The sequence below is a fragment of the Streptomyces sp. JL2001 genome, from assembly GCF_050917515.1.
Classification (GTDB): domain Bacteria; phylum Actinomycetota; class Actinomycetes; order Streptomycetales; family Streptomycetaceae; genus Streptomyces.
In genome coordinates this window covers 1,927,282-1,952,525 of record NZ_CP169421.1, presented here as the reverse complement: position 1 = coordinate 1,952,525, position 25,244 = coordinate 1,927,282, and the positions used below count along the sequence as shown (strand labels likewise).

Genomic DNA, 25,244 nt, shown 5'->3' with positions numbered 1-25,244 from the left:
TCCAGGGATCCGCAGGGTGTACAGAGCCAGGCGCATTCCGTCGAGCGAAGGGGCCGCCATGCGCCCGACGGAACACCGGCGGTTCCGGCAGGGGCCGAACTCCGTGAGGGGAGCAGGGTTTCGCGGAACCCCGGCCGCCATGGCAGCCGACGGCCCGCACGTCCCCTGCTCCGACCCGACCGGTTTCTCCGGACGCGGGACGCGCGTGGGCGAGGCGTCCGAGACCCGCACCCCCACCGACTCCGAAGGAACACAGTGATCCCGCACCTCCTCCGTCGTGCCGCGCGCGTCTCCGCGGCCTCCGCGTTCGTCCTCGCCTCCGCCGGCCTCAGCACCTCCGTGCGCGCCGCCCCCGCGCCCGAGCCCGCGGCTCCCACCCGGGCGGCGCCCGCCGCCGCGGCGACCGGGAAGGATGTGCGCGGCATCCCCCTGACCGGTACCGGCCCCGCGCTGCGGCAGCTGTCCGCGCGTTCCACCGGGCCGTTCAGCATGGTCGGGCTGACCTGGGCCGATGCGCGTGCCCGGCTCGACGGTACGGCCGAGGTCCGCACCCGGGACCGGGTGACCGGAGTCTGGTCGGCATGGCGCGCGCTCGAGTCGGACGTCCGGACGCCCGAGGTGGGGGCCGCGGGCGGGTCCGCACTGCGCGCCGGCACCCAGCCGCTGTGGACCGGACCGTCCGACGGCGTCCAGGTGCGGGTGACCGCGCGGCCCGGCGCGCAGCTGCCCGGCGGACTCCGCCTGGACCTCGTGCGTGTGGCGAAAGTCCCGCCCGGCCCGCGACGCCCGGCGGACGAGGCGGCACCCGCCCCGGCGACCGAGTCCTCGGTCACCGCCGCCCCGCGGCCCGCCGTCACCCCGCGTGCCGGCTGGGGCGCGGACGAGTCGCTGGTCGTCGACCCGCCGAGGTACTCGGCCGAGACGAAGGCGGTGTTCGTCCACCACACGGCGGGCACCAACGACTACGCCTGCGCCGAATCGCCCGACCTCATCCGCGCGATCTTCCTGTACCACGTGCAGGGTCTGGGCTGGAACGACATCGGCTACCCGTTCCTCGTCGACAAGTGCGGCACCGTCTTCGAGGGCCGGGCGGGCGGCACCGACCAGCCCGTCGTGGGGGCCCAGACCTACGGCTTCAACACGGACACCACGGGCGTCGCCGTCCTCGGCGACCACAACGACGCCGTCTCCTCGCCGGTGCTGCTCGACGCGATCGCGGGTGTCGCCGCCTGGAAGCTCGGCCTGTACGGCCACGACGCGTCCGGAACCGCCGAACTCACCGCTGCCGCCGACAACGGCCTGTACGGGAAGGGGCAGAAGGCCGTCCTGAACCGGATCTCGGGCCACCGCGACGCCTACCCGACCGAGTGCCCCGGCAGGAACCTGTACGCCGACCTCTCCACGATCCGCGGCCTCGCCGCGGTCGCGCAGGCGGGCTGAACCTCGCCCGCCCACCGCCGGCCCCGTCTCAGCGGGGCCGCCGCACCTCTTGAGGTCGCCTGTGGCCGCCGCACCTCTCGAGGTCGCCTGTGACCGGGGTCACGCGCCGCCCCCGTGATGTCTCCCGGCCCGGATCCGCTTGACCACGTGGCGAGACCGCCACGCGGACGGGGAGGGTGTTCACGTATGGACCGCGAGCAAGGCGCGCTGTGCGCGGCCGACATGAGACGGCACGCGGCCGAGTTCGTCGACCGCGTCGCCGGCCGGGCACGGCTGCCGCTGGACTACACCGTGGCGAGCCTGCGCCTGGTCGACCGGCTGATCGACGGCCTGCGCCAGGGCGCCAGCCGACGGGCCGACGTCGAGGGGCCGTTGCTCGGCCTCGGTGCCTACGTCGGTGAGGTGCTGGTGCGGGAGGCCGGGGCGGTCTGGGTGGACCTGCCGCCCAAGCACCTGCTCCGGAAGCTGTTCCGGCATCCCGTCGGGGTCCGGTTGCCGGACGGCCGTGTGTGGAACCCCCTCGGCCGGACCGTGAACCGCTTCGAGATCGGCCCCAAGGAGTCGCTCCAGACCTACTTCCTCACGGTGCACGGCCGCCGGTCACCGCGGGCGCGCCGCACCGCGGCCCGCGCCACCCCCGACAGGGTGGCGACGGGCGGTCGCTGACGGTCTGACAGGATGAAAGTCATCCGGTGTCACCGTGGGGCCGGAGCCGCGGACGCGTACGTGTGGTGAAGAGGGTCGTGTGGGCGAGGGAACGGGGAACGTGCCCCCGGCGGCACACGGCCCGGACCTCGGCTCGGCCGTCGAACGCGCCCAGCGGGGCGACGAGGAGGCGTTCGCGGAGGCCTACCGGATCGTGCACCCCGGACTGCTCGGATACCTGAGGGGCATGGTCGGCGAGGACGCCGAGGACGTGGCCTCCGAAGCGTGGCTGGAGATCGCCCGTGACCTCGGCCGCTTCCGGGGCGACGCCGCGGGCTTCCGCGGCTGGACCGCGACCATCGCCCGCCACCGCGCCCTCGACCATCTCCGGCGCGCCCGCTCCCGGCCCCGCGCCACCGCACTCGAACAGGACGTCTGGGAGCTTCCCGCCCCCGGCGACGTCGCGGTCGAGGCCCTGGACGCCCTGTCCACGGAACGCGCGTTGGCGCTGATCGCGGGCCTGCCGCCGGACCAGGCCGAGGCCGTGCTGCTGCGCGTCGTCGTCGGTCTCGACGGAGCCACCTCCGCCCGGGTACTGGGCAAGCGTCCCGGTGCGGTACGGTCCGCGGCACATCGGGGATTGAAGCGACTTGCCCGTCAACTGAAGGGAAAGGGGAAGGGGAGGTGACGGATGCCTGACGAGCCGTGGGACAGGGCGCTGGAGGAGGCTCTCCGGGAACTGTTGAGCGGGAGCCCGGACACCGCGGACGGCGCCCCTGCGAAGGATGCGGTGAACGGTGCCGACACGCGGTTCCGGCCCGCGCGCGAGGCCGCCGAGCGTGAAGTCCCCGCACGCGCCGACACCGAGGGCCGTGCGAGCGGCGCCCTCGCACGCCGGGCGGCCGAGGAGGGAGCCCGTGCCGCCTTCCGGGCAGCCCGTGACGCCGGCCTCCACACCTCCGTGCCGACGCGCCGTCGTGACGACTGGTCGCCGGCCGCCGCGCCACGGTGCCCGGGAAGCGCCCTCAGGGCCGTCGTGGCCGGGCTCCTCGCGAGCCTCACGCTGGGCGGTGTGGCCCTCGCCACCGGAGGCCTGTCCGCGGGCTTCCTGGACCCGCCCGCCGCACCGCGCCCCGCCGACTCCGCCACGCACGAGCGGGCGTCCGGCCCCGCGGGCACGGAGACCGGCCGGCCGGGACCCTCGGACCTGGCCACCCCCTTCCGACCGGACCGGCACCCGGTCCCGCCTCCCGCCGAGAACCGTGAGGCGCTGTGCCACGCGGTGGGACTGGGCCGGGAGAAGAACGGGCAGCGGGGGCAGGGCGACGACAAGGCCGACGGCGCCGGCAGCACCCAGGCCAAGGGCCAGGACGAGACGCTGGAATCGACGGCCTGGCGACGGCTCGCGACAGCGGCCGGGGGCGAGGAGCGGGTCGCGGCCTACTGCCACCGGGAGCCGCGTCCGCACCCTGCCGTGGACGCGGCGGACCCGCCGGCCCCGGCGAACAGCGCCGGGAAGCCGAAGAAGGCGTCGGGGAAGGCGTCGAAGGGCGCCGGGGGCGAGAACGGCAACAGGGGCGGCTCGGGGAACGGCGGCGCGAAGCATTCGTCCGGCGGAGCCTCCTGACGCGCGCCGGGCGGCCGGGGGTTCAGGCCGGCTGCGGTGTCAGCCGCTTCAGCCCCTTGCGGTCGTAGTAGGACGTCATCGCGAAGCCGAACAGCAGGGCCAGGACGGTGCCGAGCGCGATCATGATCCAGGCGCGGCCGAGCCCGGCGTCGCCGCGGGCGTCGAAGTACAGGATCGCCCGCACCCCGTCACTGAGTTGGCGCATCGGTTCGAAGTACGACAGGAAGCGGTAGAACGCGGGGACGGCCTCGAGCGGCACGGTGGCGCCTGACGACGGCAGGCCGAGGACGATGAACACGAACATCGAGACCAGCTGGCCCACCCCGCCGAACGCGGCGTTGATGGCCTGCACCCCGAGGCCGACCGCCAGCGAGGCGCAGTAGGAGTAGATCCACAGCAACGGCAGATGGGTCGCGTCCATGCCGAGGATCACGACACAGGCGAGCATCACCAGGGAGACGCTGAGCACCGTGATGCCGGCGGTCATGGCCATCTTCAGCAGCAGCGTCTGCGTGCGGCTGATCGGCACGGTGGGCAGGCGGGCGTGCCAGGGGCCGATCTCGTTGTCGGCGTAGCCGAGGGAGGTGTCCACGGCGTTGTTGATGACGTTGGCGCCGAGGAAGCCGGCGAGGACGAGGAGCAGTGTGTAGTAGAACGCGCTCAGTCCGAGGCCGCTGTGGCCGCCCAGGGGATGGCCGACCCTGGTCACCACGTCCACCGGGTCGACGAGCAGCAGCCGGGTGGTGGAGGTCGTCGCGGCGCCGGTCGAGGCCGCCGTGAGACGCTCGCCGATCGCACGGGACGCCTGGTGGGCGGCCGTCGTGGAGATCTGGCTCGCGAGAGAGGAGCCGAGACTGCCCTTGCCGGGATTGGTGAGCACCGTCATCGTCGGCCGGGTGGTCGCGTTCGCCGTGGTGAGCGCGGCGACCGACGCGGTGAAGTCGGCGGGGATGACGAGCGCACCGAAGATCTTCCCGGAGTCGAGCCGGTCCTGCGCCTCGGCGAGGGTGAGGGTCTGCCACTCGGCCGCGACGCTCTTCCGGTCGCCGGTGATCGCCCGGCTGATCTGCGTCCCGACGTTCTGCTGCTGCCCGGGCAGAGGGGCGCCCCGGTCGGCGTTGACGAGGCCGATGGGCAGGTTCCGCAGGTCGCCCTGGGGGTTGACGACGCCGCCCATGTAGAGGAGGGACAGCAGCAGGGCGAGCAGTCCCGTGAGGATCGTGGGCATCAGCCACAACCGCGGACGACGCAGCAGGGTGCCGGCTCGGACCAGGGGGCCGTCGTCCGGAGAGGTGCTCGGGGAGGTCATGCTTCTCCGTCGGCTCTGGAACAGGTCGGCCCATGATGCGCGGCGCTCCGCCGGGAACCGCGCCGCCTCACCGCGGTGCCCCCCGGCCGGGGCAGGCCGCTCGCCCGGAGAGGTGAAGCCACCCCCGGAGGCCGGGAACCGTGTACGACACCCGGGAGGGGCCGTACGACCCTCCCGGGCGTCGTACGGCACCGAAGCGGGGCGTACGGGTCCCGGGCCGGAGGGCTCGTACGAGGACCTTGGGTCCTCCGGCCCGGGATCCGGCGGGCGCCCGGGCGTCAGGTGCCCGGCAGCTCCGCACGCAGCTCGCGCGCCGCCGCGACGAGGTTCTCCAGGGACGCGCGGGTCTCCGGCCAGGACCTCGTCTTCAGGCCGCAGTCGGGGTTGACCCAGAGGCGTTCGGCCGGGATCGCCTTCAGCGCTTCGCGCAGCAGCCCGGTCGCCTCCTGCGGGGACGGCACGCGCGGGGAGTGGATGTCCCAGACGCCCGGGCCCGCCTCGCGCGGGTACGCGGCAGAGGCGAGCTCACCCGCCACGGCCATGTGGGAGCGGGCGGCCTCCAGGCTGATGACGTCGGCGTCGAGATCGTCGATCGCCGCCAGGATGTCCCCGAATTCGGCGTAGCACATGTGGGTGTGGACCTGGGTCTCCGGCCGGACGCCGCTCGTGGTGAGACGGAACGCCTCCGTCGCCCAGTCGAGATAGGCGGCGTGCCGCTCCGCCCGCAGCGGAAGCGTCTCGCGCAGGGCCGGCTCGTCGACCTGGATGACGGCGGTGCCGGCCGCCTCCAGGTCGGCCACCTCGTCGCGCAGCGCCAGGGCGACCTGCCGGGCGGTGTCGGCGAGCGGCAGGTCGTCGCGGACGAAGGACCAGGCCAGCATGGTGACCGGCCCGGTGAGCATCCCCTTGACCGGGCGCCGCGTCAGGGACTGCGCGTACGCGGTCCAGCGGACCGTCATCGGGTCCTGGCGCGAGACGTCCCCGGCCAGGATCGGCGGCCGGACGTACCGGGTGCCGTACGACTGGACCCAGCCGTGCCGGGTGGCGAGGTACCCGGTCAGCTGCTCCGCGAAGTACTGCACCATGTCGTTGCGTTCGGGTTCGCCGTGGACGAGCACGTCCAGGCCCGTCCGCTCCTGGAAGGCGACGACCTCGCGGATCTCGGCCTCGATCCGCGCCTCGTATCCGGCCGCGTCGAGCCGGCCCGCCCGCAGGTCGGCGCGGGCCGCGCGCAGTTCGGAGGTCTGCGGGAAGGAGCCGATCGAGGTCGTGGGCAGCGGCGGCAGACCGAGCCCGGTCCGCTGGGCGGCCGCGCGCAGCGCGTACGGCTGGGGGCGCCTGAGGTCGGCGTCCCTGACCGCTGCCGCCCTGGCCCGGACCGCCGGATCGCGGGTCAGCGCGGACGTCGAACGGGAGGCGAGGGCGGCGCGGTTGGCGGCGAGTTCGGCCGCGATCGCCCCGGTGCCCCGGGACAGACCGCGGGCGAGGGTGAAGATCTCGCCGGCCTTCTGCCGGGCGAACGCGAGCCAGCGCGCCACCTGGGGGTCGATGCCCCGTTCGGCCGTGGCGTCGAGCGGCACGTGGAGCAGCGAGCAGGACGCGGCGACGTCGACCCGCCCGGCGAGCCCCAGCAGGGTGCCGAGGAGGGCGAGGGACTTCTCGTAGTCGTTGATCCAGATGTTGCGCCCGTCGACGACTCCGGCGACCAGTCGCCTGCCCGGCAGCCCGCCGACCGCGGCGAGGTCGTCGAGGTTGGCGGCGGCGGGGCCGGTGAAGTCCAGGGCCAGGCCGTCGACGGGGGACTTCGCCAGGACGGGCAGCGCGGCGCCGAGCCGGTCGAAGTAGGAGGCGACGAGCAGCCGGGGCCGGTCGGTGAGCCCGCCGAGCTCGCGGTAGGCGCGGGCGACCGCGTTCAGTTCGGCCGGGGTGCGGTCCTGGACGAGGGCGGGCTCGTCGAGCTGCACCCACTCGGCGCCCGAAGCCCGCAGGTCGGCCATGACCTGCGCGTACACCGGCAGCAGCCGGTCGAGCAGCGTGAGCGGCCGGAAGTCGTCGGGGACGCCGGGAGCCGGCTTGGCCAGCAGGAGGTAGGTGACGGGGCCGAGCAGGACGGGCCGGGCGGTGAGGCCGAGCGCCCGCGCCTCGCGCAGCTCCGCGACCTGCCGTGCGGAGTCGGCGGTGAAGACGGTGTCGGGTCCGAGTTCCGGGACCAGATAGTGGTAGTTGGTGTCGAACCACTTCGTCATCTCCAACGGCGCCACGTCCTGCGTGCCGCGCGCCATCGCGAAGTAGCCGTCGAGCGGGTCGGCCGCGACGGCGGCCCGGTGGCGCTCGGGCACGGCGCCGACCATGACGCTGGTGTCGAGCACGTGGTCGTAGTACGAGAAGTCGCCGGTCGGCACCTCGGTGATGCCGGTGTCGGCGAGCTGCATCCAGGTGGCTCGCCGCAGGTCCCGGCCGGTCCGGTGAAGGGACTCGGCGTCGACCCGGCCCTGCCAGTAGCCCTCGACGGCCTTCTTCAGTTCGCGGCCCCGGCCCTGGCGGGGGTACCCGTACAGGGTGGCCGTCGCCGCGGCCCTTCGTGTCGCCCTTGTCGTCACGGAACTCTCCTTCGCGAGCGTGTCTCCATGCGTCCCGGCGACGGGACGAGGGCGCGAAGGGGTGCGTGGACGAGCGGACCGTGGCCGCCCGCCGTGTCATGCCGGATGCATGCACGTCGGTTCGGGGCGGCTCGCCCGCTCTGTACGCCGACCCGCCCTCGAGGTCACCGGGATGTCCGCGCGCGAACGGTCGCGCGCGGGCAGCGGGCAGGTCTTCGGACTCGCGGGCACACCCACCTCTCTCCGAGGCGGACACCTAGTGGCCGTCGCTTCCCGGACCCGTACAGGTCCAGTGCGTATGACGGCGGTCGTTCCCACTCACCGCTGCGGGGCAGTCCCGGATTCCCACCGGGTTCCCTCTTACGACGCGTCCCGTCCGGCGGACGGGCGCGAACCCATTGCGGCCGCCACCCTAGTCGGCCCGCGGGCGGGTCCGCCGCCCCGGAGGCGAGTTGGCCGGGAATCGCCGCCGGCGACATGCCTTCTTACACGCGGTGCGGCGTCGCGCCGGTCAGCCGCTCCGGGCTGAGCAGCTCGGCGATGCGTTCGGCGGGCAGCAGCCCCTTCTCCAGCGTGAGTTCGGCGACTCCCCGCCCGGTCCGCAGCGCCTCCTGGGCGATGGCGGTGGCCGCGGTGTAGCCGATGTGCGGGTTGAGGGCGGTGGCCAGACCGATGGAGTTCCGCACGGTCGCCTGCAGCTGTTCGGTGTTGGCGGTGATGCCCGAGACACAGCGCTCCGCGAGGGTGAGGCAGGCGGCGCGCAGCGAGGTGATGCTCTTCGACAGGGCGTGCTGGATGACCGGTTCGAAGGCGTTCAGCTGGAGCTGGCCGCCTTCCGCGGCCATGGTGATCGTGATGTCGTTGCCGATCACCTCGAAGGCGACCTGGTTGACGACCTCGGGGATCACCGGGTTGACCTTGCCCGGCATGATGCTCGAACCGGCCTGCACGGCGGGCAGGTTGATCTCGTTCAGGCCGGCGCGCGGCCCGGAGGAGAGCAGCCGCAGGTCGTTGCAGGTCTTCGAGAGCTTCACCGCCAGGCGCTTGAGGACACCGGAGAGCTGGACGAACGCCCCGCAGTCCTGGGTGGCCTCGATCAGGTTGGGCGAGGTCACCAGCGGCAGGCCGGTGATCTCGGACAGGTGCCGCCGGGCCGTCTCGGCGTAGCCGGCCGGGGCGTTGAGCCCCGTCCCGATGGCGGTGGCGCCGAGGTTGATCTCGTGGATCAGCTCGACGGCCTCGGCCAGCCGGTTGCGGTCCTCGTCCAGCATCACGGCGTACGTGGAGAACTCCTGGCCCAGCGTCATGGGGACGGCGTCCTGGAGCTGGGTGCGCCCCATCTTCAGGACGTCGCGGAACTCGAACGCCTTGGCCGCGAACGCGTCCTGGAGCACTGCCGTGGCCTGGAGGAGCCCGTGCACCGACGTGATCGCCGCGATCCGGACGGCGGTCGGGTACACGTCGTTGGTGGACTGGCTGAGGTTGACGTCCTCGTTGGGGTGCAGGTGCTGGTACTCGCCCTTGGCGTGGCCGAGGAGTTCGAGCGCGCGGTTGGCGACGACCTCGTTGGCGTTCATGTTCGTGGACGTGCCGGCGCCGCCCTGGACGACGTCCACGACGAACTGCTCGTGGAGCCGCCCGGCGCGGATCTCCCGGCAGGCGGCGACGATGGCGCGGGCCTTCTCCGGGGACAGCAGCCCCAGTTCCTCGTTGGCGAGGGCCGCGGCCTCCTTGACGGCGGCGAGCGCCTCGACGAGCCGCGGGTACACCGAGATGGGCAGGCCCGTGACGGTGAAGTTCTCCTGGGCGCGCAGCGAGTGGATGCCCCAGTAGACGTCGGCGGGCACCGCACGCTCACCGAGGAGGTCGTGCTCGCGGCGGGAGGGGTTCTGCATGGCGTGTCCGACCTTCGGTTCTTCGGCGTCAGCGGAGCGCGGCGGGCTGCCGGGCGGCGGGGGAGGCGTGGGCGCCGGAGAAACGGGAGCCCGACCCGCCGGCAGCCAGGGCAGGTTCCGCGCGGGTCGGGCCGTTCAGGAGGTCGCGCAGCAGGGCGTCACGCCGCCCCGGGGCGACGTCGGAGAGCAGGGTCGCGACGAGGGCCATCCGGGCCTGACCGGCCCGCAGCGTGCCGGTGAGCACCGCGCCCGCCGCGACCAGGTCCACGGCGCCGCCGCCGGTGTACATCTCGGCGACCGGGCCGGAGTGCACCCGGGTGGTCAGGGCCACCAGGACCCCCTGGGAGACGGCCTCGGCGACCGCCTCGGCTATCTCGGGAGTGGCGTTGCCCGCACCGGTGCCGACCAGCACGATGCCCTGCGCGCCCGCGGCGACCGCCGCGTTCAGGAGCAGCGGGTCGCCGTCGCTGTGGTGGGTGACGATGTCGACCCGGGGGAGGGCGCCGGGTTCCCCGGCCGTGGCGGCCCGCGGAAGCGCGAGCGGAGCCGGGCGGTCCGGCCGGCGGCGGACGTCCACCCGGGCGAAGCCGACCTTGCCGAGGCTCTGCTCGGAGGGATCGGCGAACGCGGCGGCGGCCAGGGTCTGCGCCTTCACCGTGCCGCGCGCGGCGTGGACCACGCCGTCGAAGACCACCAGCACCCCGAGTCCGCGCACGGACGCGGCGACCTGGAGCGCGTCGTACATGTTGCCCGGACCGTCGCCGTCGCCCGTGCCGAGGGGGCGCTGGGCGCCGGTGAGGACGACCGGCCGCGGGTCCGTGTGGTGCAGGTCGAGGAAGAAGGCCGACTCCTCCAGGGTGTCCGTGCCGTGGGTGATGACGACTCCGGCCACGTCGGGGTCGGCGAGGGCCTCGTGCACCGCGCTCAGCAGCGCGAGCTGGCGGGCGGTGGTCATGCGGGAGCTGTTGACGTTGAACAGGTCGACGACCTCGACCTCGATGTCGTCGGGGAGGGCGGCCGTCGCCAGGACGTCGTCACCCGAGGCGTCGGCGGCGTATCCGGTGCCCTGCCAGCGGCTGGCGATCGTTCCGCCGGTGCTGATCAGCTTGATCCGGCGGGGCCTGTCGTCGCGGATCCATTCCATGTCGTCTGCTCCCGGGGTGGGGGGTCGTCTCGAGCGCGAACTCGGACGCGGGGATGCGGGCGCGGGCTCGAACGGGTGCACGGATGTACGAGGGGACCGGCGCCGCCGCAACGATAGAGCAGGAGGTCCGCAATGCGATTGCGAAATCAGCCCCTTCCCTCGCTAAGAGTGCGTGCATAATTGCGCCATGGATCGGATCGACGCTCATATCTTGCGCGAGCTCCAGGACGACGGTCGGCTGACCAACCTGGAGCTCGCCCAGCGGGTCGGACTCAGCGCCTCCGCCTGCATGCGCCGGGTGCGCCAGCTGGAGCAGGACGGGGTCATCCAGGGATACCGGGCGGTGATCGACCCGGACGCCGTCGGCCGCGGCTTCGAGGTGCTGGTCTCCATCGAGGTCCGGCGGGACCGGGAGACGGTCGAGGCGTTCGAGGCGGCACTCCAGGACATCCCGGACGTCATCGAGGCGTACCGGCTCTTCGGCAGCCCCGGCTGCCTCCTGCGCATCGCGGTCGCCGACCTCGCCGCGTACGAGCGCCTGTGGATCGAGCGCCTGACGTCACTGGCCGGCGTCACGGAGGTCAACTCGCAGATCATCATGAAGCGGGTCAAGGAACCGCGCGGACTGCCCGTCCCGCGATGAGGCGAGGGCGACGCCCCGTCCGTACGGGCGGTGACCGGCCGCGGGGCCGCGCGAGCCGGTGACCTGCGACGGACCCGTGCGGGACGGTGGCCGAGTTGGGACGTGTCGCTGTTGGGCCGAACGGGTGAGGGACGGGAGGATGGGGCCATGAGTAGGTACGAGAGGTACGACGTCACCGACGAGCAGTGGGAGGGCCTCGCCCAGGTCGTCCCCCTGCGCGGCCGTGACGAATGGCCGTCCAGGATCGACCACCGCACGATCCCCGATCAGTACGCGTACGCGGAGCAGCGCCGCATGGTCGTCCTGCGGGTGCAGGTCTTCGCCGACGCCCGCGAGGTCGCCGAGTACCTCGTCGCACAGATCCCCGTCCTGCTGGACCTGACCAGCGCGGACACCGAAGTCGCCAAGCGCATCCTGGACTTCAGCAGCGGCGTCGTGTTCGGGCTGGGCAGCGGCATGCACCGGGTCGACCGCAACGTCTTCCTGCTGGCCCCGGCCGGCACCGAGGTCGAGGGCGCGCCGGACGCCGAGGACGACGCGGAGGCCGCTGTCCTCCGATCGTAGGAAGGCCGACTCGCCGGAACGGTTCGTCGCGCGAAGGGCTGCGTACGGTCCGACCATGCACTCCATCGGTGGTCTCACGCCCGACCACGCATCCGTTTCCGGGTCCCGCTCCTTACGCTCCGGTCCGCCGGCCCCCACGGCCTCGACGCCCGTGGCCGCACCCCCCGCCCCGGCGTCTCGCGTCGTGCCCTCCACCCCGGCGTCCGGGGTCGCGTCCCCGGGCTCGGCCTCGTGGGGCGGGGCCGCGTCGACGTCCCCTCCCGCCTCCGCTTCCGCTTCCGCCCGGGACGGGGCGCGACCGCTCCCGGGCGGGGGCGCGGCAGGGGCCGGCGCCGAACGGCGGCCCGCGCGGCCGGTGGTGACCGAGCTGCGCCTCTCCGCCTTCGCCGCCCACCGCGGTGCCGTCCACCCGCTCGGCCCGGTGACCCTGTTCGCCGGGCCGAGCGGCAGCGGCAAGTCCACCGTCCTCAGGGCGTACGAGGCGCTGGCCCGGCTCGGCTCCGGCGACGACCTCGCGCTGGCGTTCCCCGACGCCGTCGGGTGCGTGCCCGAGCGTGCCCGGCCCGACGCGCAAGGGCGGCGCGGGTTCCGCATCGGCTGCACGGTCGACGGCCCCTGCGGCCCGGTCCGCCTCGACGTCGCCGTCCAGGCCGAACCCCGCCTCCGCATCGTCGGCGAACGCCTCACCCTGCCCGGCCGCACCCTGCTCACCACCGCCCTCCGAGATCCCGGCCGCAGCACCGTGCAGGCCGAATGGCACACCGCGGGAGCCACACCCGTCACCCGGGCACCGCTGCCCGACGACCTGCTCGGCACCGCGCTCCTGCCGCTGCGGGTTGCCGGCAAGACCCAGGGACAGCTGGAGGTCCTGGCCGCGGCCGAACAGGTCGTCGTCGCCATGCGCTCGGTCTTCGCCTGCGACCCCCGGCCGTACCGGATGCGGGCCCCCGTTCCCACGGGGGAAGGCCGGTTGCGGCGCGGCTGCGACAACCTCGCCGAGGTGCTGCACCGCACCAGCAACGACTGCCCGCGCCGCCACGCCCGGCTGGCCTCGGTGGCGGGGGCCGGCTGCGCCGGACCGGTCACGGGGCTCGGTGTGGAGGAACTGCCGGACGCCACCGTGCGGGCGGTGCTGGAGCGGGCGGCGAGGGGCGCGTCGGGCCCGGGCGCCACGGCCGCGACTCCGCTGGGCAGACTCGGCGACGGCGAACTGCGGTACCTGGCGCTCGCGCTCGTCCTGCTCACCGGGCCGGGCGTGCTCGCCATGGACCAGCTCGACGAGGTGCCTTCGGCCATGCGGGCGCTGACCGTCCTCGCCGACGGCCTCGACCGGGGGCTGGACGCGCGGCAGTTCCGTGCCCTGCTCGACCTCGCCGCCACCATCTGCGCGGACGGGCACATCCGGCTCGTCGGCGCGGTCGGGCAGGCCGCGGCGGAGGACGCCCGGGAGGTGCGGGGGGTGTCGGTGGTAGACCTGGAGCCGTGAGTGAACTGGATGTAGCGGAACTGCAGCGCAGACTGGCCGAGTTCGTGGCCTCACGGGAGTGGCAGCCGTACCACACCCCCAAGAACCTGGCGGCCGCCCTCAGCGTCGAGGCGGCCGAACTGCTGGAGATCTTCCAGTGGCTGACGCCCGAACAGGCGGAGCGGGTGATGGAGGACCCGAAGTCGGCGCACCGGGTCGCCGACGAGGTCGCGGACGTACTGGCGTATCTGCTCCAGTTCTGCGGGGCGCTCGGCGTCGATCCCCTGGTGGCCTTGTCGGAGAAGATCGACCGGAACGAACTGCGCTTCCCCGTCCGGCAGCGGCCGGAGGGGGTGCCACGCCCCACGGAAGAGGGTGATCGTCACTCTGCGGAGTGATCGGCTTTTCCCCATCGAGCTTCCTGTCCACAGATTTCCGAATTCCTCTGGCGTTTTGGCTCAGTCGCCTTCACGCTGGGTAATGGAGTGAGTGGGTAGTAAGTCGTACGAACGGGGGCGGCGTTCATGGAAGCGGAGCGACTCATCGCGGCCGGCCGGCGCGCGCTGGCGGAGAGCCGGACGGCGCTGGACATCGTGGCGGAGGCCTGGCAGGCCCAGGCCCTCGCCCAGGCGATAGGAAGTCACCTCGCGCTCTGCGGACCGCTGGAGCTGCGGAGCGAGGCGCGAGGGCTGAGTGAGACCGGTGGCGGGCGCGGGGTGCTGGAGTACCCCGTGCTCGGCCCGGGCGGGCCGAGGGCCGCACAGCTGACCGAAGTGGCGAACGCGCGCCTCGCGTTGAACGCGCTCGGCGCGCTCCTCGGGGAAGTGGGGATCGCCCTGGTCGGGGTGGCCTGCGCGACCGACGAGGAGGGGCTGTACTGGCAGTGCATCGAGGCGATCGACGCGGCCGACGAGTCGAACGACCGGGTGCGCGGGATGCTGCGCCGTCTCGCGGTACGGGAGCGGGACCGGCCGCCCGATGCCGCCCGGGGCCGGGCGGGGCCGACGACGGGCCCGCCCTGAAGGGGTGCGGCGTGAACAGGGCCCGGCCGTGAGAGGGCGGCGGGCGTAGGGGGCCGCGAGGGCGGTGAGGCGGGACTTTCGCAGCACGCCCGAGGGCCTCCTGCGTGCGGAGCCCGGCCGGGCTCGAAGGTCCGGCACGAGCGGTCGCCTGGCGGCAGGGCCTTGAGTCCCGGCGGGCTCGCGGGCTCGCGTGGGCGACGGCCGGACGCGGGCCGCGCGTGGGCGGAGGGGGCCCGAGGGGCTCGGTGGGCAGGAGCTCCTCCGCCGCGCGGGGAGTGGGCGGCCGGGGGCGAGATCAGTCGGCGTCGTCGCGACGGTCCGCCGTGGACTGGAGGTCCGCGTCGAGCTGCGAGAGGTCGGCGGTGAGGGCCGCCATCAGCTCCTCCATCTGCTGCAGCAGACCCCTGGGGGCGCCGGACCCCTTCTGCCCGGGTACGGGCTGCTGTGGCACCTGCTGCTCGGACAGCGCCCGTTGCGGCACGGCTTCCTGGGACATGGCGGCCTCCTCGGCCGGACTCCTCCCGGCGCGGGAGGGGTCGCTGGAAGAACACGCACCGGCAGCGGCCGCCGGCGCGCGGGCCGGGCGGTCCGGCTCCGCCCGAGCCAACGACAGGTGCCCGGCCACAGTCACTGGCCTGGAAGAACGCCCCCCCGCCAGGGGGCGGGATATTCACCCGACCGAGCCGGTGCGGCCCCGGGGGTGACGGAGAGGTTGACGGCGCCCATGCGGTGCAGGATGGAGGTATGGATCTTCGAATCTTCACCGAGCCCCAGCAGGGGGCCGGCTACGACACCTTGCTCACGGTCGCCAAGGCCACCGAGGACCTCGGCTTCGACGCCTTCTTCCGTTCCGACCACTACGTCAGCATGGGCTCCGCCGACGGGCTGCCCGGGCCGACGGACGCCTGGATCACGTTGGCCGGGCTCGCGCGGGAGACCAGCCGGATCCGCCTCGGCACGCTGATGACCGCCGGTACCTTCCGTCTCCCCGGTGTCCTCGCCATCCAGGTGGCGCAGGTCGACCAGATGTCCGGCGGCCGGGTCGAACTGGGCCTGGGGGCAGGCTGGTTCGAGGAGGAGCACCGGGCGTACGGCATCCCGTTCCCGAAGGAGAAGTTCGCCCGGCTGGAGGAGCAGCTGGCGATCGTCACCGGCCTGTGGGGCACCGAGGTCGGCAAGACGTTCTCCTTCGAGGGGAAGCACTACCAGCTCCAGGACTCGCCGGCCCTGCCCAAGCCGGCACAGTCCCGGGTGCCGGTCCTCATCGGTGGCCACGGCGCGGTCCGCACGCCGCGGCTGGCGGCGAGGTACGCCGACGAGTTCAACATCCCCTTCGCCTCGCTGGAGGAGAGCGAGAGGCAGTTCGGGCGCGTCCGGACCGCCGCCGAGGAAGCCGGCCGCCGTGCCGACGACCTCGTGTACTCGAACGCACTCGTGGTGTGCGTCGGCAAGGACGACGCCGAGGTGGCCCGCCGGGCGGCGGCCATCGGACGGGAGGTGGAGGAGCTCAAGGCGAACGGCCTGGCGGGTTCCCCGGCCGAGGTCGTCGACAAGATCGGGCGGTACGCGGCGATCGGCTCGTCCCGGGTGTACCTCCAGGTCCTCGATCTCGACGACCTGGACCACCTGGAGCTGATCTCCGCCCAGGTCCAGTCCCAGCTGGGCTGAGGGAGGACGTCGTGACAGTCTCGGACCGCTCGCTCGCCCAGGCCCTGGCGACGGACGTCCTCGTCCTGGACGGCGGACTGTCCAACCAGCTGGAGGCCCAGGGCTGCGACCTCTCCGACGCGCTCTGGTCCGCACGGCTCCTCGCCGACGGGCCGGAGCAGATCGAGGCGGCGCACACGGCCTACCTGCGGGCCGGGGCGCAGGTCCTGATCACCGCCAGCTACCAGGCGTCCTTCGAGGGCTTCGCCCGGCACGGCGTCGACCGGGCGGGGGCCGAGCGGCTGTTCGGGCGGAGCGTGGAGCTGGCCCGGGCCGCGGCGGCGCGGGTGGGGCGCCAGGTGTGGGTCGCCGGATCCGTCGGCCCGTACGGAGCGGTGCTCGCCGACGGCAGCGAGTACCGGGGCCGGTACGGGCTCACGGTGCGGGAGCTGGAGCGGTTCCACCAGCCCCGGATCGAGGCACTCGCGGCGGCCGGTCCGGACCTGCTGGCGCTGGAGACCGTTCCGGACACGGACGAGGCCGAGGCGATGCTGCGGGCCGCCGAGGGGTGCGGGGTGCCGGTATGGCTCTCGTACACGATCGCGGGGGAGCGGACCCGGGCGGGACAGCCGCTGTCGGAGGCGTTCGCGCTCGCCGCGGGCGACGACCGGGTGATCGCGGTCGGGGTCAACTGCTGCGAGCCGGCCGACGCGGACCGGGCGGTGCGGACGGCCGCGGCCGTCACCGGAAAGCCGGTGGTCGTCTACCCCAACAGCGGGGAGGAGTGGGACGCCCCCGCCAGGAGCTGGCGCGGGGACGCCGCCTTCGACCCGGTACGGATGGCTGCCTGGCCGGCGGCCGGGGCCCGGTTGATCGGCGGCTGCTGCCGCATCGGCCCCGACCGGATCACCGCGCTGGCGGAGGCCCTCACCGCCGCTGACTGAGGCGGGACGCCGCCCTGCCCTTCCCCGCCCTGTCCGCCCCCCGCCCGGCCCCACCCCCCTGCGATGCGCGTGTGTCACGCGAGCGGCCCCGTACCCATGACGGGTACGGGGCCGCTCGCGGTGGACGGGCCAGGGCCGGTCGTCAAAGTAGCGCCGCGAGCCAGGCGGGACTTTGAGGACGGGCCCTTGCGAGGGTGCCCTGCCGGTTTTCGGTCAGGTCGGCCGGCAGGGCACCTCCGGGATCAGCCCTGGGTGCCGGTACGGCGCCGCTTCCACCAGACCATCGCCGCGCCCGCCGCGGCCAGCGCGGCGGCGATGCCCGCGATCAGGCCCACCGGGACGTCGGATCCGGTGTCCGCGAGGTCCCCGTCGGGGTTCTTCGCGGGCGGGGTCTGACCGCCGGTGCCCGGGGTGGACGGGCTGGGCGCCGGCGTCGAAGGCTGGTCCGTCGGGTCGGGACCGCCCGGGTCGGTCGGCGTCGGGGTGGGCGTCGGCTTGGTGCCGCCGCCCGAGCCCTTGCCGGTGTTGTTGCCGCCGAGGAAGGCGCTGTCGGTGTCGGCGTAGGCGGTGGTCGCCTTCTGCGCCGCGTTCACCGTGTCCGGCATCTCCGGGTTCTCGGCCTGGAAGCGGGCCTTGGAGATGTTCTTCTTGGGCTGCTTGGAGAAGTCCACGCCGCCGAGGTAGAAGGAGAACTCCAGGACGGAGCCGTCCTGCGGGTACTCCCGCTTGAAGTGGAAGTCACCCTCCCGGAAGGACTTCAGGTAGTCCGCGTAGATCTTCTCGCGGTCCCATGCGGTGCGCGACGGCCAGCGGGTGGCGTCGTCGGACCCGATGATCGAGTGGAAGTCACCCGGCCGCACCGCGTCCCGCTGCTTGATCCACTCCGCCGCGATCCGCGACGTGTAGACGCTGCGCAGGTCGGCGTACTGCGGGGCCGTGTTGACCAGCTTCTCGACCTCGGGGATCGCGATGCGCTTGATCTGTTCGAAGTTGTACTCCTGGACCGACTCGGGCTGCTTGCACTTGAAGCCCTCACTGAAGTCGATCTTCGCGGCCTTCACGTCCATGGGCGCGTCGAGGATGTACAGCTTGCCGTCCTCCTCGCGGACCTGGGCCGGGGCCGGCTCGATGTAGTACCGGTAGGTCTTCCAGCAGGGAGCGCCGTTGACGTGCTGGAAGGAGTCCCACAGCCGGTTGCCCACCGGGTTGTCGGGGACCATGACCCGCGCCAGGTCGTGCTTCATCTCCAGGTCCGCCTCCAGCAGGACGCGGCCGGCGTCGGTCTTGGCCAGCTTGTCGTCGACGACCTGGTTCGGCTGGTCGGGGTTGAGGTTCACCCAGAACCGGTTGGGATGCAGCGCCAGCCAGGTGAACATCGCGTCGGAGGAGAGGTCGATCTTCGCCCCGCCGCCCCACGAGGGGTTCTCGTCCTCGTCGTCGTTCATCTTGGCCTTGAAGCCGTAGTCCATGCCCTTGCCCTTGACGGGCTCGGAGATGTACCGCAGCTCCATGGTGGTGAAGTCGATGCCGCCGGGGCCACGCATCCGGCTCGGCCCGCCGGGCGCCTGGCGGATCGCCGCCTGGCGGCGCTGGGCCTCCTCCTTCGTCCGGCCGGAGTTGCGGGCCATGTCGTTGGCCGCGCCGCTCGCTCCGCCGCAGCCCGGCTTCGGCGCGGCGGCCGCCGCCGCGGTGCTCGGCTGGTTGCACTGCCGGCCGGTGAAGGCCGGGTCCTGCCGCGTGTAGCGGGGGTCGGAGGTGAACGTGCCGTTCGGCACGGCCCGGTGCTCGTACCACGAGAGTCCGTGCGCCCTGAGCGCGTTGACGACGCCGGGCTTGGGCGGCTCACGGAAGACGTAGACGACCTTGTAGCCGCGCTGCGCCAGCGCCTTGTCCACCAGGAGCTGCTTGGTGTCGATCTGCTTGAGTCCGGACTTGAACTCGTAGATGACCTTCTGCCGGCCGTTCGTCTTGATCGCGTCGAAGCGGCGGTCCTTCTTGACGTTCTCCTCGCCGAGTTCCTCCACCAGCTCCTGGAAGAGCTCGGGCATCTCCTCGGCCATCGAGTACTGGCAGTACCAGTCGCGGCCGCCGAGCTTGAAGTACTGCGCGACCTCGCGCTCGTAGGCGTTGCCGCCGCGGCTGTTGGTCTCGCCGTTGACGTAGAAGCTGTTGACGTACTCGTTGAAGGTGCCCTTGTAGCGGTCCTTCTCGGGCTTGGCCTGGTTCTCCTTCCAGTACGCCCAGGCGTGCTCGGGGCTGGCGTTGGGGTACTTGTTGTGGTCCGGCTTGATCTTCCGGAGCACGCTCTCGTCGGGGAGTTCGAGCCCGGAGAGCGCCTTGCGCGGATTCTCGAAGTCGTAGGTGCGCTTGGTGTCGCCCATGGTGCGCCACTGGTACTTGCCCGCGGGCTTGAAGCCGGGAAGGCTGCCCATGCGGGGCGCCCGGTTGGGCGTCTGGTACATCTCGGTGCACCGCTTGGCGGCGGCGTGTGCTTCCTGGGCGTTGTCCAGGACGGGCGGTAAACCGCCGGAGAGGATACCGACGCTCAGTGCCAGCACGGCCGCGCGGCCGAGCCAGGAGGAGCGCCGGGATATGGAGTGGATCAAGGCAATCTGTCCCATGGTCAGGGGGCCACGGGTTCGTCGGTGCGGATGGTGCGGCAGGCCACGGCCCCCGTGGTAGTGGTCTGCGCGTGAGTCACCCTAGGGGCGGAGTTGTGAAGAAAATGGCGGGGACACGCCAAGGTTTGGAACACAACTCTGCTTCTGCGGAGGTTGGTTCGGGGGCCATTCCGATCCGGACGGTGAAGACCGGACTCCGCCCGACATCACCCCCGGCACCGCCTAGGGTGGCCGCATGTCTGACGAACGGAACGACCTCGGGGACGGGACGGCGGCCGACACGGACGTGGACCGGTGGATCGCGGACGTCCCGGCCCTGCTGATGCGGCTGGAGACCTGGCACACCCCTGAGGGCTTCGCCACGGACAGGACCCCCGAGTCGCTGCGGCTGCTCGAGGAGGCCCTGGTCCTGGGCTACGAGCCCGAGGGGACCGACGAGTCCCGCGACTTCCTCCAGGGCGCGATGGCCTGCCTCGGCGAGTCCCTGATGCAGATCGGCGGCGGCCGGTGGGGCTGGAGCGACGGGGGTCACCCGCTCGTGCTGCCGGACGCCGAACTCGGCCTGGAGGCGCTCGATCCGCTCAAGCTGGTGATCGAGGCTCAGGAACGCGCCGACTTCCAGGTGTTCACGGAGACGGCGCGCACGCTGAGCGCCGCCGTCGAGGCCCGCCGGTCGTCCGCACCGGGGTGGAAGCCGGTCAAGCAGCGAACCCCCGGCCTCGACCCCTGGGCGCGGAACGACCCCCACCCGTGGCTGGCCGGATGGCTGGCGGAACGTCGCGAGGCCTTCGCCGCCTGGGCGTCCGACACCGGCGCCGACCTGCGGACGTGGGACTTCTCGCCCACCTCGCTCGACACCCTGGGCGACCTGGTGATCGCGCGGTACGCGAGCGAGGACGCCTACCGCGCGGACGAGTACGGCCCCTTCGTCCAGGGCGCCGTCTGGTACGTCGGCGAGGTCGCCGTGCACCACAAGGCCGGCGCGTGGGCGTACCACGAGGCGGAGCCGAGGATCCCCAGGGAGGAGGTGGAGCGGAACATCTTCCTGGAGCGCCCGTTCGTCAACCAGCCCACGGTGCGCGACGGCATCGGCGACGTGCCGTTCCACGTGCTGGCCATCGCGGTGGACGACCGGGATCCGGGCGCGCTGCGCGAACACCTCGACTGGTACCGCGAACCCGACCCGGAGGGCGGCCCGGTGTCCTACCGGGGCACCCCGTGACGCAGGGCGTCCGGCCGATCGGGCCGGATCGGCGAGACACCCCTGGCGCCGGGAAAATGCCTGGTCGGCGGCAGACCCGCCGTCCATACTCGGTCATGTGTTCCTGACGATCAGTACCACCGGCACCCCCGAGCGTCCCGCGACCGATCTGGGCTTTCTGCTGCACAAGCATCCCGACAACGCGCAGACGTTCTCGACCTCGCACGGCACGGCACACGTCCTCTACCCCGAGGCGTCCGCCGAGCGGTGCACGGCCGCGCTGCTGCTGGAGGTGGATCCGGTGGCGCTGGTGCGGCGCGGCAAGGGCAAGGGCCGGGGCGGAGCCCCCGACACGGCCCTCGCGCAGTACGTGAACGACCGGCCCTACGCCGCCTCCTCGCTGCTCGCCGTCGCGCTCTCGTCGGTCTTCAAGTCGGCCCTGCGCGGCGCGTGCAAGGCGCTGCCCGAACGGGCCGCCGAGCCGCTGCCGCTCCGCATCGAGGTGCCGGCGGTCCCGGCCCGCGGCGGCGCCGCGCTCGTCCGCCGGCTGTTCGACCCGCTCGGCTGGGACACGGTCGAGGCGGAGCCGGTCGTGCTGGACACCGCCTTCCCCGAGTGGGGCGACTCGCGCTACGTGCGGCTCGTCCTCGAAGGGGAGCTGCGGCTCGCCGACGCGCTCAACCAGCTGTACGTCCTGCTGCCGGTCCTCGACGACGCCAAGCACTACTGGGTCGCGCCCGACGAGGTCGACAAGCTGCTGCGCGCCGGTGACGGCTGGCTCGCCGAGCACCCCGAGCAGCAGCTGATCACCAGCCGCTACCTCGCCCGGCGCCGCAGTCTGACCCTGGAGGCGATGGAGCGCCTGGAGCTGGCGCGTCTGGCCGAGAGCGACGGCCTGGAGGCGGAAGACCTCGACAACGCGGTCGACGCCGACGGGATCACGGACGCCGACGGGATCACGGACGCCGACGGGACCACGGACAGCGACGCGACCACCGGCGACACGGCTGCGGCCACCGGCACCGACGGGACCACCGGGGCCGAAGGGACCGCCACCGGGAAGCGGCCGGTGTCGCTCGCCGAGCAGCGGCGCGACGCGATCCTCGCCGCGCTGCGGGCCGCCGAAGCGACCCGGGTGCTCGACCTCGGCTGCGGTCAGGGCCAGTTGGTGCAGGCGCTGCTCAAGGACGTCCGCTTCACCGACATCGTCGGCGTCGACGTGTCCGTCCGGGCCCTCACCATCGCCGGGCGGCGGCTCAGGCTGGAGCGGCTCGGCGAACGGCAGGCGGGCCGGGTGAAGCTGATCCAGGGCTCGCTCGCGTACACCGACAAGCGGCTGACCGGCTACGACGCGGCCGTCCTGAGCGAGGTCATCGAGCACCTCGACCTGCCGCGACTGCCGGCGCTCGAGTACGCCGTGTTCGGTTCGGCCCGTCCCCGGACGGTCCTCGTGACCACGCCGAACGTGGAGTACAACGTCCGCTGGGAGTCCCTGCCGGCCGGTCACGTACGGCACGGCGACCACCGCTTCGAATGGACCCGCGAGGAGTTCCGCACCTGGGCGGCGGGCGTCGCCGAACGGTACGGGTACGGGGTGCGGTTCACCCCCGTCGGCCCGGACGACCCGGAGGTCGGCCCGCCCACCCAGATGGCCGTCTTCACCCAGGCCCCGAACCCGGGCCAAGACCTCGGCCCGACGCACGACCCGAACCCGGCCCAGGCCCCGAACCCGGCCCAGGCCCCGAACCCGACGCAGGACCGGAACCCGAAGGAGGACTCGGCATGACCGGCACCACCCGCAAGCTGCCCGTCACCGACCTGTCCCTCGTGGTCCTGATCGGCGCGAGCGGCTCCGGCAAGTCGACCTTCGCCCGTCGCCACTTCAAGCCGACCGAGGTCGTCTCCTCCGACTTCTGCCGCGGACTCGTCTCCGACGACGAGAACGACCAGAGCGCGAGCCGGGACGCCTTCGACGTCCTGCACTACATCGCGGGCAAGCGGCTGGAGGCCGGCAGGCTGACCGTCGTCGACGCCACCAACGTGCAGCAGGAGGCCCGGCGCCAGCTCGTCCAGCTCGCCCGGAAGCACGACGTGCTGCCCATCGCGATCGTCCTCGACCTGCCCGAGGAGGTGTGCCGGACCCGCAACGCGGCCCGCCCCGACCGGGCGGACATGCCCGCCCACGTCGTGCAGCGCCACCGGCGCGAGCTGCGCCGCTCGCTGCGCGGTCTGGAGCGGGAGGGCTTCCGCAAGGTCCACGTCCTGCGCAGCGTCGAGGAGGTGGACGCGGCCGAGGTCGTCACGGAGAAGCGGTTCAACGACCTGCGCCACCTCACCGGCCCCTTCGACATCATCGGAGACATCCATGGCTGCCGGTCCGAGCTGGAGACCCTGCTCGGCAGGCTCGGCTACGTCGACGGCCGGCACCCCGAGGGCCGCACCGCCGTCTTCGTCGGAGACCTCGTCGACCGCGGCCCCGACAGCCCGGGCGTGCTGCGTCGCGTGATGGGCATGGTCGCCGCCGGCGACGCGCTCTGCGTGCCCGGAAACCACGAGAACAAGCTCGGCCGCTGGCTCAAGGGCCGCAAGGTCCAGGAGACCCACGGTCTGGCCGAGACCATCGAGCAGCTCGGCCGCGAGAGCGAGGAGTTCCGGGCGGAGGTCGGCGCGTTCATCGACGGCCTGGTCAGCCACTACGTCCTCGACGAGGGCAGGCTGGTGGTCTGTCACGCCGGTCTGCCGGAGAAGTACCACGGCCGGACCTCCGGGCGGGTGCGCTCGCACGCGCTCTACGGCGACACCACGGGCGAGACCGACGAGTTCGGGCTGCCCGTGCGCTACCCGTGGGCCGAGGACTACCGCGGCCGGGCCGCCGTCGTCTACGGCCACACCCCGGTGCCGAACACCTCCTGGATCAACAACACCATCTGCCTCGACACCGGAGCGGTCTTCGGCGGGAAGATGACCGCGCTGCGCTGGCCCGAGCGTGAACTCGTCGACGTACCGGCCGAGAAGGTCTGGTACGAGCCGGCGCGGCCGCTCGCCACCGAGGCGCCGGGCGGGCACCAGGGGCGTCCGCTGGACCTCGCCGACGTGCACGGACGGCGGGTCGTGGAGACCCGCCAGATGGGCAACGTCGGCGTCCGCGAGGAGAACGCGGCGGCGGCCCTGGAGGTCATGAGCCGGTTCGCGATCGATCCGCGGCTCCTCGGCTACCTCCCGCCGACGATGGCGCCGACGGCCACGTCCCGTGCCGAGGGCTTCCTGGAGCACCCGGCCGAGGCGTTCGCGCAGTACGCGGCCGACGGCGTCCAGCGGGTCGTGTGCGAGGAGAAGCACATGGGCTCGCGGGCCGTGGCACTCGTCTGCCGCGACGCCGAGGCGGCGCGCGAACGGTTCGGCGTGGACGCGGCCGAGGGTGTGACGGGCTCCCTGCACACCCGCACGGGACGGCCCTTCTTCGACGACCGGGCGGTCACCGAGGAGGTCCTGGCACGGCTCCGGGCGGCCGTCACCGCGGCCGGGCTGTGGGACGAGCTCGACACCGACTGGCTGCTGCTCGACGGAGAGCTGATGCCGTGGTCGCTGAAGTCGGCGGGCCTGCTGCGCGTGCAGTACGCGGCCGTCGGCGCGGCCTCCCGCGCGGTCTTCCCCGGCGCGCTCGGCGCGCTGGAGCAGGCCGTCTCCCGGGGTGTCGAAGGCGTGGACGCGCTGCTCGCCAAGCAGCGCGAACGGGCCGCGGACGCCGCGGCGTTCACCGAGGCGTACCGCCGCTACTGCTGGCCGACGCAGGGACTGGAGGGGGTGCGTTTCGCGCCGTTCCAGATCCTGGCGGTCCGCGGCCGCTCCCTGGCGGCCCTGCCGCACGACGAGCAGCTGGGCCTGCTCGACCGGCTGGTCGAGCACGACCCGGCCGGGCTGCTCCAGGTCACGCGCCGGCTGGTCGTCGACACGGGGGACGAGGCGTCGGTGCGGGCCGGCGTCGACTGGTGGCTGGAGATGACGGCGGCCGGCGGCGAGGGCATGGTCGTCAAGCCGCTGGCCGCGCTGGTCCGGGACGGCAAGGGCCGTCTCGTGCAGCCGGGCGTGAAGGTCCGCGGTCGCGAGTACCTGCGGATCATCTACGGTCCGGAGTACACCCGTCCGGAGAACCTGGAGCGCCTGCGGAACCGCTTCCTCGGCCACAAGCGCTCGCTCGCCCTGCGCGAGTACGCGCTCGGCCTGGAGGCGCTGGACCGGCTGGCGGAGGGCGAACCGCTCTGGCGGATCCACGAGGCGGTGTTCGCCGTGCTCGCCCTGGAGTCGGAACCGGTCGACCCGCGGCTGTGACCCGGCCCCGGGGGGTCTTGTCGGTCAGCCCGGCCTGACCGACAGGACACCCCCGAGGACCCGGCTCCGGGCCCCGGACGGCGGGCAGCGCGCCCCGGACCGTGCGTTTCCCGTCCCGGACGACGCGGGCGGGCGCGCCGCCGATCCG

At 73.2% G+C, this 25,244-nt stretch carries 20 protein-coding genes and 1 riboswitch; of the genes, 14 read left to right on the top strand and 6 right to left on the bottom strand.

The features are described 5' to 3' along the window. Positions 1-255 precede the first annotated feature (255 nt). From ACE1OA_RS08475 to ACE1OA_RS08460, 4 genes are all read left to right on the top strand, one after another. Positions 256-1,440 (top strand): N-acetylmuramoyl-L-alanine amidase, encoded by a 1,185-nt coding sequence (locus tag ACE1OA_RS08475; protein ID WP_432752582.1) that lies wholly within the window; start codon positions 256-258, stop codon positions 1,438-1,440. Between the two features lie 186 nt (positions 1,441-1,626). Next, complete coding sequence (locus ACE1OA_RS08470; RefSeq protein ID WP_432752581.1) at positions 1,627-2,106, top strand: hypothetical protein; 480 nt, start codon at positions 1,627-1,629, stop codon at positions 2,104-2,106. Positions 2,107-2,185: 79 nt separating this feature from the next. Then, complete coding sequence (locus ACE1OA_RS08465) at positions 2,186-2,773, top strand: RNA polymerase sigma factor (RefSeq protein ID WP_432752580.1); 588 nt, start codon at positions 2,186-2,188, stop codon at positions 2,771-2,773. A gap of 3 nt (positions 2,774-2,776) precedes the next feature. Then, positions 2,777-3,712, top strand: a complete 936-nt coding sequence (locus ACE1OA_RS08460) for a hypothetical protein (protein WP_432752579.1) — start codon at positions 2,777-2,779, stop codon at positions 3,710-3,712. Positions 3,713-3,734: 22 nt separating this feature from the next. Here the strand turns inward: ACE1OA_RS08460 and ACE1OA_RS08455 are convergent, their stop codons facing one another. From ACE1OA_RS08455 to ACE1OA_RS08440, 4 genes are all read right to left on the bottom strand, one after another. Then, positions 3,735-5,021: a YhgE/Pip domain-containing protein gene (locus tag ACE1OA_RS08455; protein WP_432752578.1), complete on the bottom strand. Its 1,287-nt coding sequence runs from the start codon at positions 5,019-5,021 to the stop codon at positions 3,735-3,737. A gap of 278 nt (positions 5,022-5,299) precedes the next feature. Further along, positions 5,300-7,621: a 5-methyltetrahydropteroyltriglutamate--homocysteine S-methyltransferase gene (gene metE / locus ACE1OA_RS08450; RefSeq protein WP_432752577.1), complete on the bottom strand. Its 2,322-nt coding sequence runs from the start codon at positions 7,619-7,621 to the stop codon at positions 5,300-5,302. A 201-nt stretch (positions 7,622-7,822) separates the two neighbouring features. Beyond that, positions 7,823-8,022: riboswitch (cobalamin riboswitch) on the bottom strand. A gap of 84 nt (positions 8,023-8,106) precedes the next feature. After that, positions 8,107-9,516 (bottom strand): aspartate ammonia-lyase, encoded by a 1,410-nt coding sequence (aspA, locus tag ACE1OA_RS08445; protein WP_384867609.1) that lies wholly within the window; start codon positions 9,514-9,516, stop codon positions 8,107-8,109. Positions 9,517-9,544: 28 nt separating this feature from the next. Beyond that, positions 9,545-10,660 (bottom strand): asparaginase, encoded by a 1,116-nt coding sequence (locus tag ACE1OA_RS08440; protein ID WP_356607588.1) that lies wholly within the window; start codon positions 10,658-10,660, stop codon positions 9,545-9,547. Between the two features lie 187 nt (positions 10,661-10,847). On the opposite strand from ACE1OA_RS08440, the gene ACE1OA_RS08435 reads away from it, so the two are divergent. The 5 genes from ACE1OA_RS08435 (at position 10,848) to ACE1OA_RS08415 (ending at position 14,354) form a co-directional block, all read left to right on the top strand. Continuing rightward, positions 10,848-11,303 carry an Lrp/AsnC family transcriptional regulator gene (locus ACE1OA_RS08435; protein WP_432752576.1) on the top strand — a complete coding sequence of 152 codons (456 nt, stop codon included), beginning with the start codon at positions 10,848-10,850 and terminating at the stop codon, positions 11,301-11,303. 147 nt (positions 11,304-11,450) lie between these two features. Beyond that, positions 11,451-11,867 carry a cell division protein SepF gene (locus tag ACE1OA_RS08430; protein WP_432752575.1) on the top strand — a complete coding sequence of 139 codons (417 nt, stop codon included), beginning with the start codon at positions 11,451-11,453 and terminating at the stop codon, positions 11,865-11,867. 355 nt (positions 11,868-12,222) lie between these two features. After that, positions 12,223-13,353, top strand: coding sequence for an AAA family ATPase (locus tag ACE1OA_RS08425; RefSeq protein WP_432752574.1), 1,131 nt, complete (start codon positions 12,223-12,225; stop codon positions 13,351-13,353). Continuing rightward, positions 13,350-13,730, top strand: coding sequence for a nucleotide pyrophosphohydrolase (locus ACE1OA_RS08420; RefSeq protein WP_432752573.1), 381 nt, complete (start codon positions 13,350-13,352; stop codon positions 13,728-13,730). The genes ACE1OA_RS08425 and ACE1OA_RS08420 overlap by 4 nt, the downstream gene beginning before the upstream one ends. Before the next feature lie 126 nt (positions 13,731-13,856). After that, complete coding sequence (locus tag ACE1OA_RS08415) at positions 13,857-14,354, top strand: DUF6099 family protein (protein WP_356607580.1); 498 nt, start codon at positions 13,857-13,859, stop codon at positions 14,352-14,354. Positions 14,355-14,649: 295 nt separating this feature from the next. Here ACE1OA_RS08415 and ACE1OA_RS08410 read toward each other — a convergent pair whose 3' ends face one another. Then, the gene (locus tag ACE1OA_RS08410) at positions 14,650-14,850 is read right to left on the bottom strand and encodes a hypothetical protein (RefSeq protein WP_356607578.1); all 201 of its coding nucleotides are present in this window, start codon (positions 14,848-14,850) and stop codon (positions 14,650-14,652) included. A gap of 248 nt (positions 14,851-15,098) precedes the next feature. On the opposite strand from ACE1OA_RS08410, the gene ACE1OA_RS08405 reads away from it, so the two are divergent. Continuing rightward, a complete protein-coding gene (locus tag ACE1OA_RS08405; RefSeq protein WP_356607576.1) occupies positions 15,099-16,022 on the top strand; it encodes an LLM class F420-dependent oxidoreductase in 924 nt (307 codons plus the stop codon). Between the two features lie 11 nt (positions 16,023-16,033). Next, the gene (gene mmuM, locus ACE1OA_RS08400; RefSeq protein WP_432752572.1) at positions 16,034-16,945 is read left to right on the top strand and encodes a homocysteine S-methyltransferase; all 912 of its coding nucleotides are present in this window, start codon (positions 16,034-16,036) and stop codon (positions 16,943-16,945) included. Between the two features lie 242 nt (positions 16,946-17,187). Here mmuM and ACE1OA_RS08395 read toward each other — a convergent pair whose 3' ends face one another. Further along, positions 17,188-19,551, bottom strand: a complete 2,364-nt coding sequence (locus tag ACE1OA_RS08395) for a hypothetical protein (RefSeq protein ID WP_386541283.1) — start codon at positions 19,549-19,551, stop codon at positions 17,188-17,190. Positions 19,552-19,801: 250 nt separating this feature from the next. Between ACE1OA_RS08395 and ACE1OA_RS08390 the strand changes: the two genes are divergently transcribed. From ACE1OA_RS08390 to ACE1OA_RS08380, 3 genes are all read left to right on the top strand, one after another. Further along, the gene (locus ACE1OA_RS08390) at positions 19,802-20,788 is read left to right on the top strand and encodes a hypothetical protein (protein WP_432752571.1); all 987 of its coding nucleotides are present in this window, start codon (positions 19,802-19,804) and stop codon (positions 20,786-20,788) included. Positions 20,789-20,885: 97 nt separating this feature from the next. Next, entirely contained in the window at positions 20,886-22,553 is a 1,668-nt protein-coding gene (locus tag ACE1OA_RS08385) for a 3' terminal RNA ribose 2'-O-methyltransferase Hen1 (protein ID WP_432752570.1), read from the top strand. Continuing rightward, positions 22,550-25,096, top strand: coding sequence for a polynucleotide kinase-phosphatase (locus tag ACE1OA_RS08380; protein ID WP_432752569.1), 2,547 nt, complete (start codon positions 22,550-22,552; stop codon positions 25,094-25,096). The genes ACE1OA_RS08385 and ACE1OA_RS08380 overlap by 4 nt, the downstream gene beginning before the upstream one ends. The last annotated feature ends 148 nt before the right edge of the window (positions 25,097-25,244 follow it).

Excerpts from the sequence above, each read along its gene's own strand:
- ACE1OA_RS08380 (WP_432752569.1), top strand. The coding sequence starts at position 22,550 with ATGACCGGCACCACCCGCAAGCTGCCCGTCACCGACCTGTCCCTCGTG.
- ACE1OA_RS08410 (WP_356607578.1), bottom strand. The coding sequence starts at position 14,850 with ATGTCCCAGGAAGCCGTGCCGCAACGGGCGCTGTCCGAGCAGCAGGTG.
- ACE1OA_RS08440 (WP_356607588.1), bottom strand. The coding sequence starts at position 10,660 with ATGGAATGGATCCGCGACGACAGGCCCCGCCGGATCAAGCTGATCAGC.
- ACE1OA_RS08390 (WP_432752571.1), top strand. The coding sequence starts at position 19,802 with ATGTCTGACGAACGGAACGACCTCGGGGACGGGACGGCGGCCGACACG.
- ACE1OA_RS08470 (WP_432752581.1), top strand. The coding sequence starts at position 1,627 with ATGGACCGCGAGCAAGGCGCGCTGTGCGCGGCCGACATGAGACGGCAC.
- ACE1OA_RS08460 (WP_432752579.1), top strand. The coding sequence starts at position 2,777 with ATGCCTGACGAGCCGTGGGACAGGGCGCTGGAGGAGGCTCTCCGGGAA.
- ACE1OA_RS08405 (WP_356607576.1), top strand. The coding sequence starts at position 15,099 with ATGGATCTTCGAATCTTCACCGAGCCCCAGCAGGGGGCCGGCTACGAC.
- ACE1OA_RS08455 (WP_432752578.1), bottom strand. The coding sequence starts at position 5,021 with ATGACCTCCCCGAGCACCTCTCCGGACGACGGCCCCCTGGTCCGAGCC.
- aspA (WP_384867609.1), bottom strand. The coding sequence starts at position 9,516 with ATGCAGAACCCCTCCCGCCGCGAGCACGACCTCCTCGGTGAGCGTGCG.
- ACE1OA_RS08435 (WP_432752576.1), top strand. The coding sequence starts at position 10,848 with ATGGATCGGATCGACGCTCATATCTTGCGCGAGCTCCAGGACGACGGT.
- ACE1OA_RS08430 (WP_432752575.1), top strand. The coding sequence starts at position 11,451 with ATGAGTAGGTACGAGAGGTACGACGTCACCGACGAGCAGTGGGAGGGC.
- ACE1OA_RS08415 (WP_356607580.1), top strand. The coding sequence starts at position 13,857 with ATGGAAGCGGAGCGACTCATCGCGGCCGGCCGGCGCGCGCTGGCGGAG.